The organism is Bradyrhizobium sp. WD16 (assembly GCF_024181725.1).
Taxonomy (GTDB): Bacteria; Pseudomonadota; Alphaproteobacteria; order Rhizobiales; family Xanthobacteraceae; genus Bradyrhizobium_A.
The window spans coordinates 2199839-2215870 of sequence record NZ_CP028908.1; the positions used below are offsets into that span (position 1 = coordinate 2199839).

The 16032-nt window shown below is 64.2% G+C and carries 14 protein-coding genes; 8 read left to right on the plus strand and 6 right to left on the minus strand.

Annotated elements, in window-relative coordinates:
• Positions 1-31: 31 nt before the first annotated feature.
• Both DB459_RS10190 and DB459_RS10195 read right to left on the minus strand, forming a co-directional pair.
• A complete protein-coding gene (locus DB459_RS10190) occupies positions 32-2908 on the minus strand; it encodes an EAL domain-containing protein (protein WP_253712732.1) in 2877 nt (958 codons plus the stop codon).
• Between the two features lie 240 nt (positions 2909-3148).
• Positions 3149-4147: an NAD(P)H-quinone oxidoreductase gene (locus DB459_RS10195; protein ID WP_253712733.1), complete on the minus strand. Its 999-nt coding sequence runs from the start codon at positions 4145-4147 to the stop codon at positions 3149-3151.
• A 246-nt stretch (positions 4148-4393) separates the two neighbouring features.
• Between DB459_RS10195 and DB459_RS10200 the strand changes: the two genes are divergently transcribed.
• Complete coding sequence (locus DB459_RS10200) at positions 4394-4585, plus strand: DUF1192 domain-containing protein (protein ID WP_253712734.1); 192 nt, start codon at positions 4394-4396, stop codon at positions 4583-4585.
• Positions 4586-4958: 373 nt separating this feature from the next.
• Positions 4959-5471, plus strand: a complete 513-nt coding sequence (locus DB459_RS10205) for a DUF1465 family protein (protein WP_253712735.1) — start codon at positions 4959-4961, stop codon at positions 5469-5471.
• Positions 5472-5635: 164 nt separating this feature from the next.
• Here the strand turns inward: DB459_RS10205 and rpmE are convergent, their stop codons facing one another.
• Entirely contained in the window at positions 5636-5857 is a 222-nt protein-coding gene (rpmE, locus tag DB459_RS10210) for a 50S ribosomal protein L31 (protein ID WP_253712736.1), read from the minus strand.
• A gap of 218 nt (positions 5858-6075) precedes the next feature.
• Here rpmE and DB459_RS10215 point away from each other — a divergent pair, with 218 nt between their 5' ends.
• On the plus strand, positions 6076-7896 hold the full coding sequence (locus DB459_RS10215) for an ABC transporter transmembrane domain-containing protein (protein WP_253712737.1): 1821 nt from the start codon (positions 6076-6078) through the stop codon (positions 7894-7896).
• A gap of 17 nt (positions 7897-7913) precedes the next feature.
• Here DB459_RS10215 and DB459_RS10220 read toward each other — a convergent pair whose 3' ends face one another.
• The 3 genes from DB459_RS10220 to DB459_RS10230 are packed head-to-tail and all read right to left on the minus strand — an operon-like array spanning position 7914 to position 10418.
• Positions 7914-8372, minus strand: a complete 459-nt coding sequence (locus tag DB459_RS10220) for a GNAT family N-acetyltransferase (RefSeq protein WP_253712738.1) — start codon at positions 8370-8372, stop codon at positions 7914-7916.
• On the minus strand, positions 8372-9397 hold the full coding sequence (locus tag DB459_RS10225; RefSeq protein WP_253712739.1) for a peptidoglycan -binding protein: 1026 nt from the start codon (positions 9395-9397) through the stop codon (positions 8372-8374). Before DB459_RS10225 ends, DB459_RS10220 begins: the two co-directional genes overlap by 1 nt.
• Before the next feature lie 10 nt (positions 9398-9407).
• Positions 9408-10418: a flagellar motor protein MotA gene (locus DB459_RS10230; protein ID WP_253712740.1), complete on the minus strand. Its 1011-nt coding sequence runs from the start codon at positions 10416-10418 to the stop codon at positions 9408-9410.
• A 545-nt stretch (positions 10419-10963) separates the two neighbouring features.
• Between DB459_RS10230 and DB459_RS10235 the strand changes: the two genes are divergently transcribed.
• The 5 genes from DB459_RS10235 to DB459_RS10255 all read left to right on the plus strand — a co-directional run bounded on the left by DB459_RS10235 (position 10964) and on the right by DB459_RS10255 (position 15990).
• The gene (locus DB459_RS10235; RefSeq protein ID WP_253712741.1) at positions 10964-11956 is read left to right on the plus strand and encodes an ABC transporter ATP-binding protein; all 993 of its coding nucleotides are present in this window, start codon (positions 10964-10966) and stop codon (positions 11954-11956) included.
• Positions 11957-12113: 157 nt separating this feature from the next.
• Positions 12114-13406: a PotD/PotF family extracellular solute-binding protein gene (locus DB459_RS10240; protein WP_253712742.1), complete on the plus strand. Its 1293-nt coding sequence runs from the start codon at positions 12114-12116 to the stop codon at positions 13404-13406.
• 78 nt (positions 13407-13484) lie between these two features.
• The gene (locus DB459_RS10245) at positions 13485-14372 is read left to right on the plus strand and encodes an ABC transporter permease (RefSeq protein ID WP_253712743.1); all 888 of its coding nucleotides are present in this window, start codon (positions 13485-13487) and stop codon (positions 14370-14372) included.
• A 5-nt stretch (positions 14373-14377) separates the two neighbouring features.
• Complete coding sequence (locus DB459_RS10250) at positions 14378-15262, plus strand: ABC transporter permease (protein WP_253712744.1); 885 nt, start codon at positions 14378-14380, stop codon at positions 15260-15262.
• Entirely contained in the window at positions 15259-15990 is a 732-nt protein-coding gene (locus DB459_RS10255; protein ID WP_253712745.1) for an aspartate/glutamate racemase family protein, read from the plus strand. Before DB459_RS10250 ends, DB459_RS10255 begins: the two co-directional genes overlap by 4 nt.
• Positions 15991-16032 lie beyond the last annotated feature (42 nt).

The following is a 16032-nucleotide window of genomic DNA, read 5'->3' on the forward strand; positions in this document are numbered from 1 at the left end:
CGATCCAAGAGTTTCGATTCAAGAGCTGCCCTTACTGCGCCGCTTCCAGCCGTTCCTCGGTGAGGATGCGCGTCGCCGCATCCGCATCCATCGGCTCGCCGAAGGCGAAGCCCTGGGCGTATTCGCAGCCGAGCTGATAGAGCTCCACCGCGTCGGAGTCGGTTTCAGCGCCTTCCGCCACCACATCCATGCCGAGGTCATGGGCCATGGCCACGATCGACTTGAGGATTACCGGCCGTGTGCCGCGGCTCGTGGTGCGGACGAAGGACTGGTCGATCTTGATCGTGTCGAACGGGAATTTCTGCAGGTAAGCCAGCGATGAATGGCCGGTGCCGAAGTCGTCCAGCGACAGCCCGGTGCCGAGCTCGCGGATCCGCTGGAGCATCTGTGCCGCATGCTCGGGATTTTCCATCACCAGCGATTCGGTGAGTTCGAGCTTGAGTGTGCCGCGGGCGACCGCCGAACGCGACAGGACCGTGCGGATGTCGTGGATCAGGTCGTGTCGAAGGAGCTGGCGGGACGAGACATTGACGCTGGCGAAGACTCCATTGCGGGAGCGGATCGCCCGCTGCCAGAGCGCGAGCTGGCGGGCAGTGCGGTCCATCACGAACAGCCCGAGATCGACGATCAGTCCGATCTCCTCGGCGATGCTGATGAATTCGCTCGGTGACATGCGGCCGAGCTTGGGATGATCCCAGCGCGCCAGAGCCTCGAAACCGGCGACTGCGCGGTCTTCCAGCCGCACGATGGGCTGGTAAAGGATAGTGATCTCCTCGCGCTCGATCGCGCGGCGCAACTCGCCTTCCAGCGTCAGCCGGTCGGTCTTCCGGGACCGCATCGCCTGCTTGTAGACGTCGATGCGGTCGCCGCCGATCCGCTTGGAGTGATACATCGCCAGTTCGGCGTCTTTGATGATCTCATCGGTGAGCGGGGCCTGCGGGTCGCTGAGCGCCAGGCCGATCGAGGCGGTCAGGAAGATCTCACGGTCATTGAAGGCGATCGGGGCGCGGATCGTCTTGCGGATGGTCTCGGCGAAGGCGGTGATGCGGCCGGCGTCCTGCTCGGACAAGACGATCAAGCCGAACTGGTCGCCGGCGAGGCGAGCGAGGGTATCCTGCGGCTTGAGGATGCGGGTCAGGCGGCGGGCCAGCGTCAGCAGGATGGAATCGCCGACCGCGATGCCGACTGAATCATTGACCTGCTTGAACCGGTCGAGATCGATCACCATCACCGTCGGCCGCAGGCTCGGCATGGTCTTGGCAAAGGTCGCGACCGCATTGAGCCGGTCCATGAACAGCTTGCGGTTGGGCAGGCCGGTGAGATTGTCGTGCACGGAATCGTGCAGCATGCGCTCTTCGGCGTTCTTGGTCTCGGTGACGTCGGTGAGGGTGCCGACGACACGGGAGACCTCGCCGTCGGAGCCGACGACTGGCCGCGCCTTCAGCGCGAAGCACATGTAATGCCCGTCCGGGGTGCGAAGGCGGAAATCCTGCACAAGGCGGCCGCGGCGCTGGTCGAGCACGCTGTCGAGGGCGGCGCGGAAGCGGTCCTGATCGAGCGGATGCAGCACTTCGAGCCATTTCGCGGCCGGGCCTTCCAGCGTACCGCGCTTGAGGCCGAGCAAGCTCTCGGTTTCGGGGCTGGTGAAGACCTTGTCCGCGGAGACGTCCCAGTCCCAGATCAGGTCGCCGGAGCCGACCAGCGCCAGTGCCCGGCGTTCGACATCCGACACGATACCCTGGCTGGCGCCTCCGCCGGCGAAGGCATGCTGCATCACCGTGAAGCCGATCAGCATCACGATCAGCACCAGGCCGCCGAGCAGGGCCGGGCCGACGATGTCGTTGGTGACGCTGCCCGCCACGGTCATGCCCGCAGCCACCACCCAGACCACCAGCAGGAACCAGGTCGGGATCAGCAGCACTGCGCGATCGAAGCTGTGGGTCGAGAGATAGACGATCAGGGCGAATCCGGCGAAGGCGATCAGCACCAGCGATATTCGCGCGATGCCCGAGGCGACGGCAGGATCGAATAGCGCCAAGGCGACCAGCGAGCCGAGAAAGACCAGCCAGCCGATGGTGATATGCGAATAGCGTACGTGCCAGCGCGACAGGTTCAAATAGGCGAACAGGAAGACCAGCAGCGTCGCCGCGAGGATTGCCTCGCCCGAGGCGCGCCACACCCGCTCGGCGCCGGCCGACATGTCGAGCACCTTGCCCCAGAAGCCGAAATCGACGCCGATATAGACCAGCACCGCCCAGGCCAGCGCCGCCGCGGCCGGGAACATGATGCTGCCCTTGACCACGAACAGGATAGTCAGCACCAGCGCCAGCAGGCCGGAAATGCCGATGATGATGCCCTGATAGAGCGTGAAGGAGTTGACCTTGTCCTTGTAGGCATCGGGCTCCCACAGATAGAGCTGGGGCAGCTTGTCGGTGCGCAGTTCGGCGACGAAGGTGATCACCGAGCCCGGGTCGAGGGTGACGCGGAAGATGTCCGCGGTGGCGCTCTCCTGGCGTTCGGGCCGGTCACCCGTCGATGGGGTGATGGTGGCGATCCGCGAGGTGCCGAGATCGGGCCACAGCAGGCCCGAGGAGACGATCCGGTAATGCGGCGCGACGATCAGTCGGTCGAGCTGGTCGTCAGAGTTGTTGGCGAGCGCGAACACTACCCAGCTCTGGCCGCCCTCGCGGGCGCGGACCTCGATGCGGCGAACGATGCCGTCGGGCCCCGGCGCCGTGGAGACCTGGATGCGGTCGGTATCGCTGTGCTGGTAGTCGAGAATGCCGGTGAGGTCGATCGCGGGCGCGTCGCCGCGGACGCTGACGGCGTCAACGGCGTGCGCGGCAGGCGCAACGGCGAGCATCATGAGGCCGAGCGCGGCAAGCGCCAGGCACCTGATCAGTCGCAATGGAAAGCTCTCCGCGTTTCTGTGCCCGGTGTCCTCAACTTCGCCGATTGTCGAAGCGAACCCTCATACGAAGATCAGAACCTGAAAGACGCCAGCATCATGATGATTTCGGCGCCGAGCCGGCATGCGCATCGAAGACCCCATCAGCGTGGGAATGCGAGCGCGAAATCAGCCGCACCGAAGTGAGTGATCAATGGCATGAAACCGATGCAAAACCAAGGGGTTCGCCGAATCCTCGCGTCAGACCGTGAGCACAATTTTGCCAACATGTTGACTTGTCTCCATCCGGCGATGGGCATCTGCTGCCCTTTCCAGAGGGAAACTGCTGTCCATCAATGGCTTGACCCGGCCATCGCGAAGCAAGGGCAAGACTTTGGTGGTAATCGCTTCCACCATCGCGGCCTTGTCGGCGACGGACCGCGGCCGCAATGTCGAGCCGGTATGGACCAGCCGCTTGATCATCAGCTTGGTGAAGTTGACCGTCGCTTTCGGTGAGCCGAGGAAGGCGATCTGGACGATGCGGCCGCCGACGGCGGCGGCATCGTAATTGCGCTCGATGTAGTCACCGCCGACCATGTCGAGGATGACGTCGACACCGGCCTTGCTGGTGAATTCCCGCGTCACCGCGACGAAATCCTCGGTCTTGTAGTTGACGGCGCGATCGGCTCCGAGCTTGAGGCAGGCCTCGGCCTTCTCTGCAGAGCCGACGGTGACGACGACCCTGGCTCCAAATGCCTTTCCGAGCTGGATCGCCATGGTGCCGATGCCGGATGATCCGCCATGCACGAGCAGGGTCTCGCCGGCTTTAAGGCCGCCGCGCTCGAAGACGTTGTGCCACACCGTCATCAGGGTCTCCGGCGTGGCGCCGGCCTCGGCCATGGAGAAGGCCTCCGGCACCGGCATGGCGTGGCTGTCGGGGGCGAGGCAGTACTGGGCGTAGCCGCCGCCGGCGACCAGCGACATCACCTTGTCGCCGAGCTTGTGACGAATAACCTCCGAGCCGAGCGACACGACCTCGCCGGCCACTTCCAGCCCGGGCAGATCGCTGGCCCCCGGCGGCGGCGGGTAGACGCCGCTGCGCTGGGCGACGTCGGGCCGGTTGACCCCCGCCGCGGCGACCTTGATCAGAATATCGTGAGGCCCCGGCTGCGGCAGCGGCCGGGTCTCCGGAATCAACACCTCCGGGCCACCGGGCTTGCTGATGCCGACGGCGGTCATTTGGGCGGGCAGCTTGTCCATGGCGATATCCTTAGGCTTCCGGAGGGGTCTGTCTTGGCTTGTATCTGTCTTGGTTTGTGTTGGGTCTGTCTGCGGCTATGGTCCCGTCCGCCTGCTTAGTCAGCCAGATCGGCACTGGCAACAGAGCCGGCGCGGCCTTTTCCGCGGGGCCATCGGTCGTAGCCAGGGACCGGGAGTTAGCCCCGCTCAATGGGCGGAACCGGTCCAGGCGGCCGACGGGAGAGCCGGCAGACAGGAGGAAATCGGATGGCACGCGACGACGACGAGGCGCCCAGGCGCAAGGTCACCCACGACATCGGCCAGGATATATCGCTGTTGTCGGTCGGCGAGATCGAGGCGCGGATAGGGCTCCTGCGTGAGGAGATCGCCCGTCTCGAGACGGCGCTGGGCGGCAAGCGCGCCTCGCGCGATGCCGCCGATCGCTTCTTCAAATCCTGATCGACCGGCCGCGAGGTGACTGCAATCCGTCCGGCTAGCGCGGTGGATCTGACGCTCGTACGAAGAGCTCGCTGCAATGCTAAAAAAGCCTGAACGAAATTATTCATTTACGACGAATTAAGCTTTCCCAGTCATTACTGGCGCCGTCCTTCGTGGACACCGAGTGGCTCCTGTCCACTCTGTTTGACGCCTCCCTGTTATCAACTTTTCAAAGCCGCCGGAAACGGCGGCTCTTTTTTGTTTTTTCGCCGGTGCCGTCACGCCGCCGGAAACCATATCTCATGTTTACATTTGTCCCTGCTGGACTCCGCGGTCCGGCCGCGCAATGATTTGTTCATCATATTTTGGCGTGCAGTTGAGTGAGGCGTTAACCATGTCGGGTACCGTGCGCAGCGAGGCCGATCTCGTGATGTTCAGCGAGCGGCTGGCCAATTCCGCGGCTTTCAATACGCTGTTTCGCGAAGGCATGGATCTCGTGGAGGAGACCGCAGCCTATCTCGACGGCGCCGGCCGCAGCGAGGCCAAGGAGCTGGAGCGCGCCGTCAGCCTGACCTACGCTACCGAGAGCATGCGCCTGACCACACGGCTGATGCAGCTCGCTTCGTGGTTGCTGCTGCACCGCGCGGTGAAGGAAGGCGAGATGTCGCTGGCCCAGGCCAATCGCGAGAAGACCAAGGTCAAACTCACTGCATCCGATCCGGGCGCGCGCGACTTGATCGAGAAGCTGCCCGCTGCGCTGCAGGACCTCATCGAGCGCTCGATGGCGTTGCAGGCGAAGGTCCGCCGGCTCGATCAGACCATGCATGCTCCCGCGCCCGATGCTGCGGTCATGGGCAATCCTCTGGTGCCCCAGCTCAACGCGCTCAAGGCGGCCTTCGAGCAGTAATGGTGGAGTGCCGCTGCCCGCACCGCACCAACGAAAAACGCCCCGGCCGAGCCGGGGCGTTTCGTGTTTGAGGCGTTCGTGATCAGGGTGGTCTCGGACGATGTCCCCGGCGCGACCGGTCTGTCGAGGATGCGACGGCGGCGCTGGGTGTCGGCCGGGCTTCCTTACTTCATAAGGCCGGAGAACTTCTTCTGGAACCGCGAGACGCGGCCGCCGCGGTCGAGGATCTGCTGCTGACCGCCGGTCCAGGCCGGGTGCGACTTGGAGTCGATATCGAGGTTCAGCGTGTCGCCTTCCTTGCCGTAGGTCGAGCGGGTCAGGAATTCGGTTCCGTCGGTCATGACGACCTTAATCGTATGATAATTCGGGTGAATTTCGGCTTTCATGGCAAATCCTCAATGCGCGCGAAAAGCGCAGCCAGTCGTTTTTCGGTTTGTCGGGGACGAATTTGGGCCGCTCTATATCGCAGGATGGCTGCGGAGACAAGCTGGGGGCCGACCGGGGGCGGCCGGTAACGGCGAGGCATGGCATTCCGTTTGCTTCCACGACCGGCCCCGCTTATCTGAGGCGGCGCGTGGGCCATCAGGACGGCGGTCGAACAGATATGAGTGCGCTTGAACATGAGGCGGCCCCCGCTGCCGTCGGGACAACCGAAGTCGAGACTGAAACCCGGCGACGCCGGGGCTTGCGGTTGCGGCCGTTGCTGGCCCTGGCACCCTACGTGGCGCGTTATCGCGGCCAGGCCGTTGCCGCCCTGATCGCCCTGATCATCGCTTCGCTGGCGACCCTCGCCGTGCCGATCGCGGTCCGGCGGATGATCGATCTCGGCTTCAGCCCGTCGGGCGTCGCCCTGATCAATAGCTATTTTGGCCTGATGATTGTCGTGGTCGCGGTTCTGGCTCTGGCCAGTGCCTCCCGCTACTACCTCGTGATCACCCTCGGTGAGCGGATCGTCGCCGACCTGCGCCGCGACGTCTTCAGTCACCTCACCTCGCTGTCGCCGGCTTTTTTCGACGTCAGCCATTCCGGCGAGCTGGTGTCCCGCCTGACCGCCGACACCACCCAGATCAAATCCGCCGTCGGCGCCTCGGTGTCGATCGCGTTGCGCAACATGGTGCTGTTCATCGGCGCTTCCACCATGATGGTGGTGACGAGCCCGCGACTGTCGGGCTTCGTGCTGGCGGTGATCCCGCTGATCGTTCTGCCGCTGGTCGCCTTCGGCCGTCGGGTGCGCAAGCTGTCGCGCGGCGCCCAGGACACGCTGGCCGATGCATCGTCCTATGCGTCAGAGCTGATCGGCGGCATCCGTACCCTGCAGGCATTCACCAACGAGGGCCTCGCCAAGACCCGGTTCGGCGCCGAAGTCAGTCGCGCCTATGATGCGGCCCGCCAATCCACCTTGGCGCGGGCGGTGCTCACCGCGATCGTCATCTTCCTGATCTTCTCCAGCGTGGTGGCGATCCTCTGGGTCGGATCCCACGATGTGCTGAGTGGTCACATCACCGCCGGCCGGCTCAGCCAGTTCGTGCTTTACGCCGCCTTTGCCGCCGGCGGTCTCGGCGAACTCAGTCAGGTCTGGGGCGAAATTTCGGCCGCCTCCGGCGCTTCGGAGCGGTTGTTCGAACTGCTGGGCGTGAAGCCGGCGGTCGCCGCGCCGGCCGCGCCGCGCCAGTTACCGGTGCCTGCCCGCGGCGACATCGCCTTCGATCACGTCCGCTTCGCCTATCCGACGCGGCCCGACCACGTGGCGGTCGATAATGTGTCGTTATCGGTACGCGCCGGCGAGCGCATCGCGGTGGTCGGCCCATCGGGCGCCGGCAAGAGCACGCTGTTTCACCTCCTGCTGCGCTTTTACGATCCGAACTCCGGTAGCATCGGCTTCGACGGGGTGCCGGTGCGCGAGGTGACGCCCCAGGATTTGCGGGCGCGCATCGCCCTGGTGGCGCAGGATGCGGTGGTCTTCACCGGCAGTGCCCGCGAGAACATCCGTTTCGGCCGCCCCGATGCCAGCGACGCCGAGGTCGAGCGCGCCGCCGAGCAGGCCCACGCCACCGAGTTCATCCGCCGCCTGCCCAAGGGCTTCGACACCGAACTCGGCGAGCGCGGCGTGACATTGTCCGGCGGCCAGCGCCAGCGTATCGCCATTGCCCGCGCCATCCTGCGCGACGCCCCATTGCTGCTGTTGGACGAGGCAACCTCGGCCCTCGACGCCGAAAGCGAGACGCTGGTGCAAACCGCGCTGGAAGACCTGATGCGCCAGCGTACCACGCTGGTGATCGCGCATCGTCTGGCCACGGTGCTGTCCTGCGACCGCATCCTGGTGATGGACCAGGGCCGCATCGTCGAGGAAGGCACCCACGCCTCCCTGGTTGCCGCCGGCGGCCTCTATGCCAAGCTGGCGCGGCTGCAGTTCGAGGGCGTCTGAACGAGCGGCGTCGGAGGTTACAGCGTCCAGCGCATCCGTTTCACCGGCCGCCCGGAGGTCGGATTGACGTCGGCGCCGTCGTCGGCAAAGCCGTGCTTGCGGTAGAAGCCGATGGCGCGGCCATTGTCGGCATTCACCAGCAGCGTGATCCCGGCCGGTGACAGACGCTTGGCCTCGTCCATCAGGTTCGCCGCGACCTCGGTGCCCCAGGCTTCGGGCCCGACCACGAGTTGGTCGAGATAGCCGGAACCATCGATGGTGACGAACCCCAGCATCGCGGTGCCGCGTTCCGCCACGACGATGCGGGCGCGCGGCACCAGTTCGGTCGCCCAGCGGGCGCGCCACCAGGCCTCGCGGGCGGCGAAGTCGATGGCGGGATAGGCGACCTGCCAGGTGTGGCGCCACAGGGTGATGGCGGCCTCTTCGTCGGCGGCCTGATAGGGGCGCAGCGTGACCGCGCCGAGGGAGGAGGTCATCAACGTTCGGTCAGCTTGAGTTCGATGCGGCGGTTGCGGCGGTAGGCGTCTTCCGTCGTGCCGGTATCGAGCGGCTGGAATTCAGCAAAGCCGGCGGCGACGAGACGTTGCGGCGACACGCCCTTGGAGATCAGATACTGCACCACCGAAATGGCGCGGGCCGACGACAGCTCCCAGTTCGACTTGAATTGCGAACTGGCGATCGGCCGCACGTCGGTATGGCCGTCGACCCGCAGCACCCAGGCAATCTCGGACGGGATCTTCGCCTCCAGATCGGTGAGCGCGCCGGCGAGTTGATCGAGTTCGGCGCGGCCTTCAGGCAGCAGCTGCGCCTGGCCAGAGTCGAAGAAAACTTCCGACTGGAACACGAAGCGGTCGCCGACGACGCGGATGTCTGGCCGGTTGCCCAGGATGGCGCGCAGCCGGCCGAAGAATTCGGAACGGTAGCGCGACAATTCCTGGACCCGTTGTGCCAGGGCGACATTGAGCCGCTGGCCAAGATCGGCGATGCGGGTCTGGGATTCCTTGTCCTTGCGTTCGGACGCATCGAGCGCCTGTTCCAGCGCCGCGAGCTGGCGGCGCAATGCACTGATCTGCTGGTTCAGCACTTCGATCTGGGCCAGCGCGCGGGCCGAAACCTGCTTCTCGGAATCGAGCGCCTTGCCGAGTTCGGCGGTGCGGCCGGCTGCGTCGTTGCCGGCGCTGGCGAGCCCCTCATAAAGGCCCTTCACCCGGTCGCGCTCGGTTTCGGCCGCGGCGAGGCTGGCGCGCATCTGGCTGAGCGCGTCTTCCAGATTGGATTTGCCGGTCTTCTCCAGCGACAACAGTTCGTTGAGCTGGGCGATCTGGGCGTTGAGCTTCTCCAGTGCCTTATCCTTGCCGCTGACTTCCTGGGACAAATAGAACTGCACCACAAGGAAGACAGAGAGCAGGAAGACGATGGCCAGCACCAGTGTCGACAGCGCATCGACGAAACCGGGCCAGTAATTGAAGCCGGTCTCCGACCGGCGGCGAGCCAGCGCCATAGCGGTTCCTTTAGTTCTGCTCGGGCTGGCGCGCGAGCCGCTCGAGCAGCTTTTTGATCTCGCGGTTCTGCTCGCCCTGGCCGTCGGCCCATTCACGAATCATCTGCTGTTCGGTGCGCATGTGCTGCACCAGGCCCTGGATCGCGTCGGCGAGATTGGCCATGGCGCTGGTGGAGGCGCGGTTCGAGCCCATCTCCTCGACGGTGCCGCGCAATCGTTCGATGGCATCGCGCATCTCAAGACCCTGGCGCGTTGCGACCGCAGGCGGGGAGCCCTGATCGGAGTATTCCCGCACGGTGCCGGCGAGCCAGTCTTCGAGCTCGGTATAGAACCGGTTCTGGGCCTGGCTCGATTGCAGGTCGAGGAAGCCGAGGATCAGCGAGCCGGCGAGGCCGAACAGCGACGACGAGAATGAGATGCCCATGCCGCCGAGCGGGGCGGCAAGACCCTCCTTCAGCGTATCGAACATGGCGCCGGCTTCGCCGCCAACCTTGAGTCCGTCGATCACGCGCCCGACCGACCCGACCGTTTCGATCAGCCCCCAGAAGGTGCCGAGCAGGCCGAGAAACACCAGCAGTCCCGTCATATAACGCGAGATGTCGCGGGCCTCGTCGAGGCGCGTGGCGATCGAATCGAGCAGGTGCCGCATGGTCTGCTGGGTGATGCTCATGCGGCCAATCCGGTCGCCGAGGATGGCGGCCATCGGGGCGAGCAGCGTCGGCCGGCGGTCGATGGCAAGGCCGGGATCGGCGATGCGGAAACTATTGACCCACCGCACTTCGGGGAACAGCCGGATCACCTGGCGGAAGGCGAGGATGGTGCCGATCAGCAGCACCGCACCGATCAGGGCATTGAGGCCGGGATTGGCGAGGAATGCGGTCCAGATCTGCTTGTAGAGAACGACCACCACGAGGGCGCAGAGAATCAGGAAGACCAGCATGCGGACCACAAAGATCCGCGGCGCTGACAGTTTTGTCGGGGCGATGTCGTCCGCGATGCGGGCCGGGGAGGGAGACGCCATGGCGGGGTCTTGAGTTCCTTGCGCGAGAGGGCTGTGGGCTCCCAATATGGCATAGCGGCGGCGGGAGGAAAGGTCGAAAGCCTTGCCTCGAAAGCGCGCGAATCGGAAGGCCGATCCGGCGCTTCGTGATTTGGTAACGGGCGGATATATCGGCCGTGTGATGCCGGTTCGCCGCTGCGCCATCGTGGTTCCGGCGTCGTCACAACAAGGCGCTTGCGCAGTGCAGCAAATGTGCTGACCCGATCGAGGCGAACGTGTTTGCGTTGCTACTTGCGAGCGGTTCTCTGTCGACGGACTGCTGGCTGCAGGATTTGCGGCCAAGCCCGCTTCTCCGCTGCCTACATTCTGCTCGGCTTGCCCGAATCTGCGGCGTCGGTACGCCCTGTTTCCATTGAAAGTCGTCAAATCCCGGACCCGGCGAGGAACTGGCCGGTTCCAACCAATGGCATGGAATTTGGATTGCCCCAGGGGACGCGCGACCGCCGGGAGGCCGGCCGGACGTCGCACGAAGCCAATCGGGAGCGAACTTGACTTGGGGAGAGAAGATGGCGCGGCCGGCAGCACTGGAGCTCGTATGCGTCACGAAGCGCTACGGTGAAACGATTGCGGTGGATCGGATTGATCTCAAGATTCCTGCCGGGACCTATTGTTGCCTGCTCGGTCCGTCAGGGTGTGGCAAGACCTCAACGCTGCGGATGATTGCCGGTCACGAGGCGGTGTCCGAAGGTGACATCTTGCTGGGACCGGCGAACGTCACCGATCTGACTCCGGCCCGCCGCGGCACGGCGATGATGTTTCAGTCCTACGCGCTGTTCCCGCATCTCTCGGTTCTCGACAACGTTGCCTTCGCCCTGAAGATGCGCGGCGTCGATCGGCGCACGCGCCACGCCAAGGCCATGGAGCTTCTGCGTCTGGTCGCCATGGATGGTTATGCGGGGCGCCTGCCGGCGCAACTGTCAGGTGGGCAGCAACAGCGTGTCGCGCTCGCTCGCGCACTGATCACCGAGCCGCAGATCCTGCTCCTGGACGAGCCGCTGTCGGCGCTCGATCCCTTCTTGCGGGTCAGGATGCGCAGCGAACTCAAGCGCCTGCAGCGTGAGCTCGGAATCAGCTTCATCCACGTCACCCATGGCCAGGACGAGGCCATGGCGCTGGCGGATCTGGTCGTGCTGATGAAGGGCGGCAAGATCGAGCAGATGGGCACGCCGCGCGAGGTGTTCAATCGACCACGCACCGAATTCGTGGCGCGTTTCATCGGCAGCCACAATGTGATCGCCACGGCATCAGGCAAGATCGCGGTGCGCGCTGATCAGGTGCGCCTCAACCATGCCGGGAGCGCACGCGAGGGTCTGTCGGTCGTCGCCTCGGTCGCCGAGATCGAATATCAGGGCACCTCCGTGCTCGTCATGTTGAAGGCCGGCGACGGCGCCGACCTGACGGTGCAACTGAGCGAAGAGGATTTCGACAGGAGCCCGGTCGAGATCGGGACGCGTGTGCTGGCCGACTGGGAGCCGGGCGCGGTGCATGTTCTCGGATGAAGCGATCGAGGCCGGTTCGAAGCAAATGGCGCCGAAGCGGAAGCATCGTCCGCCATGACGTCTGAAGACAGCGGTAGCTGCTATCGTGATCCCGTTCCGCTTCCGCCCCGCAGTTCGAGAATATCCAGCTCAAGAATACAACAAGGAGACAGGCAAGATGAGCAAGAGGTCCGATATCAAGGCGGGCATCAGTCGGCGCAATGTTCTGAAGGGAGCCGCTGGAATTGCCGGGATCGCCGCCGGATCCGGTGCGATCACCGGCTTCCCCTATGTCAGGGCCGCCGAACCGAAAGTGCTGCGGTATCTTGGCACGGCGGTCAACGAAGGCGATCTGATCGGTACGCAATGCCTGAAGGACACCGGCATCAAGCTCGAGTACGTCACCGCAACGACCGATGACGTCACCAAGCGCGTCATCACCCAGCCGAATTCCTTCGACGTCCTGGACACTGAATACTTCTCTCTGAAGAAGCTGGTGCCGTCGGGCAATATCCTCGCGCTCGACGCCAGGAAGATCAAGGAATTCGACAATATCACCCCGGTCTTCACCAAGGGCCAGCTGCCGAATGGCAAGAAGATCGGCGGCCAGGGCACGGCGCCGTGGAAGGTGCTCTATCTCGAGGGCAAGGATTCGAAGGTCTTCTCCAAGACGCCGACGGAATACGTGACCTTGATTCCGACGGTCTACAATGCCGACACGCTGGGTATCCGCCCCGACCTGATCAAGCGTCCGATCAATTCCTGGGCCGAGCTGCTGAACCCTGAATTCAAGGGCAGGGCGTCGATCCTCAACATCCCTTCGATCGGCATCATGGACGCAGCAATGGTGGTGGAGGCCACCGGCCAGTACAAATATGCCGACAAGGGCAACATGACCCGGGCCGAGATCGATCTCACCATGAAGATCCTGACCGAAGCGAAGAAAGCCGGCCAGTTCCGCGCCTTCTGGACCGACTTCAACCAGTCGGTCAATCTGATGGCATCGGGCGAGACGGTGATCCAGTCGATGTGGTCGCCGGCCGTGACCGCGGTCCGCAAGAAGGGCGTGCCCTGCGTCTTCCAGCCGCTCAAGGAGGGCTATCGCAGCTGGGCATCCGGCTTCTGCGTGTCAAAAGGCGTCAGCGGCGCCAAGCTCGAATGGGCCTATGAATTTGTCAATTGGTTCCTCTCCGGCTGGCCGGGCGCCTATCTCAATCGCCAGGGTTACTATTCGGCGGTGCTCTCCACCGCGCAGAAGAACATGGAGCCCTACGAATGGGCTTACTGGATGGAGGGCAAACCCGCCGAAAGGGATATCAAGGCGCCCGATGGCTCGCTGCTGGAAAAGGCCGGCACGGTACGGGACGGCGGATCCTACGACGAGCGGATGGGCAACGTCGCCTGCTGGAACGCGGTGATGGACGAAAACGACTACATGGTCCGCAAGTGGAATGAATTCATCGCGGCATAGTGCGAGCAGTCCCGCCCGCGCACCTGATCGCGGGCGGTCTTGCCGCCCGTTCGCCTCCTCCGTTCGACTGAGTCGGGAATGTTAGAGACTTCGTTTCGTCAGAGGGCCATCGGCTGGCTGCAGGCCGGGCCGATGGTGATCATCTTCGTTGGATTCTTCCTGATCCCGCTCCTGTTCGTCATCGTCGTCAGTTTCTGGGATTACAATGACTACGAGATGCTCCCGGTCTTCTCCGGGCGCGGCTATACCGACACGTTCGAGAGCTGCCTCGATCAATTGCCGCAGTTCTGCACTATCTTGAGAACCTATGGTTCGACCCTGAAGTTCTGTCTCATCGTCTGGTCGCTCACGCTGGTGATCGGGTTCACCGTCGCCTATTTTCTTGCCTTCCACGTGCGGTCCAGGACCTGGCAGATCGGTTTGTCGCTTCTGTGCACCATTCCGTTCTGGACCTCGAACGTGATCCGCATGATCGCCTGGATTCCGCTCCTGGGACGCAACGGCCTTGTCAACAACGCGCTGGTGGGTCTGAAGATCGTCGATCGACCGCTTGAGTGGCTTCTGTTCTCGGAGTTCTCGGTCGTTCTCGCCTTCGTCCACCTGTTCACGTTCTTCATGGTGGTGCCGATCTTCAATTCCATGATCCGCATCGACAAGGCGTTGATCGAGGCGGCCTATGACTCAGGCGCCAGCGGCTTCCAGACACTCGTCAACGTCGTCATCCCGTTGTCGAAGCCCGGCATCGTCATCGGCTCGATCTTTGTCATCACGATCGTCATGGGCGACTTCATCACCATCGGGGTGATGGGCGGCCAGCAGATCGCGTCGGCCGGCAAGATCATCCAGACGCGATTGGACGCCATTCAGTTTCCGGCGGCCGCCGCCAACGCGGTGATCCTGCTCGCCGCCACCATGATGATCATTGCCGCCATGACCCGGCTGGTCGACATCCGCAAGGAGCTCTGAGACACATGAGGGAAGGGCGCTCGCGCGCGTTCTACGTCTTGGCGGCATTTTTCGCCGCTTATGTGCTGTTTCTCTACGGACCGATGATCGCAATTTTCACGCTCTCCTTCCAGGGACCGGACGGCGGGCTGACCTTTCCGATGAACGGAATCTCGCTGCACTGGTTCGAGCATCTGTTCTTCGCCGGCACCGGCATCGTCGACATCGGCGCCTCGTTCGTGCGTTCGGCCAAACTAGGTCTCGTGGTCGCGCTGCTGACGATGGTGATTTCGGTCGCGGCGGGCATGGCTTTTCGCAAGGGCTTTCGCGGCCAGGCGCTGGTGTTCTACCTTGCGATTGCGTCTTTGATCGTGCCCTCGATCATCACCTCGCTCGGCATCGCGCTCGAGTTCCGGCTGTTCGACGACTGGATCAAGGCCCACGCCGCGGCGCTGCCGGCATTCGTCGGGCAGGATTTCTCGACGTCCATGGGACTGCTGACCTCCGGGCTTGCGGCGCATCTGACCTGGACCCTGCCATTCGGGCTCCTGATCATGTTCGCCGTCTTCAATCGCTTCGATCGGCGCTACGAGGAAGCGGCGCGCGATCTCGGCGCGACGCCCTGGCAGACGTTCCGGCATGTGGTGCTGCCGATCATCCTGCCCTCGGTCGTCGGCATCGGCCTGTTCGGCTTCACGCTGTCATGGGACGAGATCGCCCGCTCCAGCCAGGCCATCGGTCCGGTGAACACGCTGCCGCTCGATCTGCAGGGGCTGACCACCACGGTGACAAATCCCGACATCTACGCGTTGGGAACGGCGACCACCGGGGTCTCGCTGGTCGCGATCGGGCTCGCGCTGTTCGTGATTGTCTTCCTGCAGCGGCGACGTTCCCGTCAGGGGGAGCCATGAGAATCCATATCGTCAACCCGAACACGACGCGGTCGATGACCGACAAGGTCGCGGCTGCCGCCCGGGCGGTCGCCGGCCCCGGGGTCGAAATCCTGGCTGATCAGCCGGCCATGGGGCCGGCCTCGATCGAGGGCTATTATGACGAGGCCTTCGCCATTCCCGGCATGCTGGCGTGCATTCGTGCCGCCGAATCCCAGGGTGTCGCCGGCCATGTGATCGCATGCTTCGACGACACCGGACTCGATGCCGCCCGCTCGGTCTGCACGACGCCGGTGATCGGCATCGGCGAGGCCGCCTATCACGTCGCCAGCCTCGTGGCGGGACGGTTCTCGGTCGTGACGACGCTGTCGCGATCAATTCCCGCGCTTGAGCACAACCTTCATCGCTATGGGCTGGCCGCCCGTTGCGCGCGCGTCCGCGCTGCTGAGGTCGAGGTGCTGGCGCTGGAAAACGCGGGCTTAGCTGCGGCGGCGCGGGTTTCTGCTGAGATCGCGGCGGCTGTCGCCGAGGATCGTGCCGAGGCGATCGTGCTCGGCTGTGCCGGGATGGCCGATCTCGCCGCCGAATTGTCTAAAGAGCATGGCCTGCCGGTCATCGATGGCGTCGCCAGCGCCACCGCATTGGTGGAGGCCCTGGCGCGTGTCGGAGCAAGAACGTCCAAGCTCGGCGGATACGCGATGCCGCTGACAAAAGCCTATACCGGCAGCTTCGCAGGGTTTGCGCCCTAGTGTGGCGTCTCGCAATTGCCTACCGCCTTTGCGGCCAGTCTC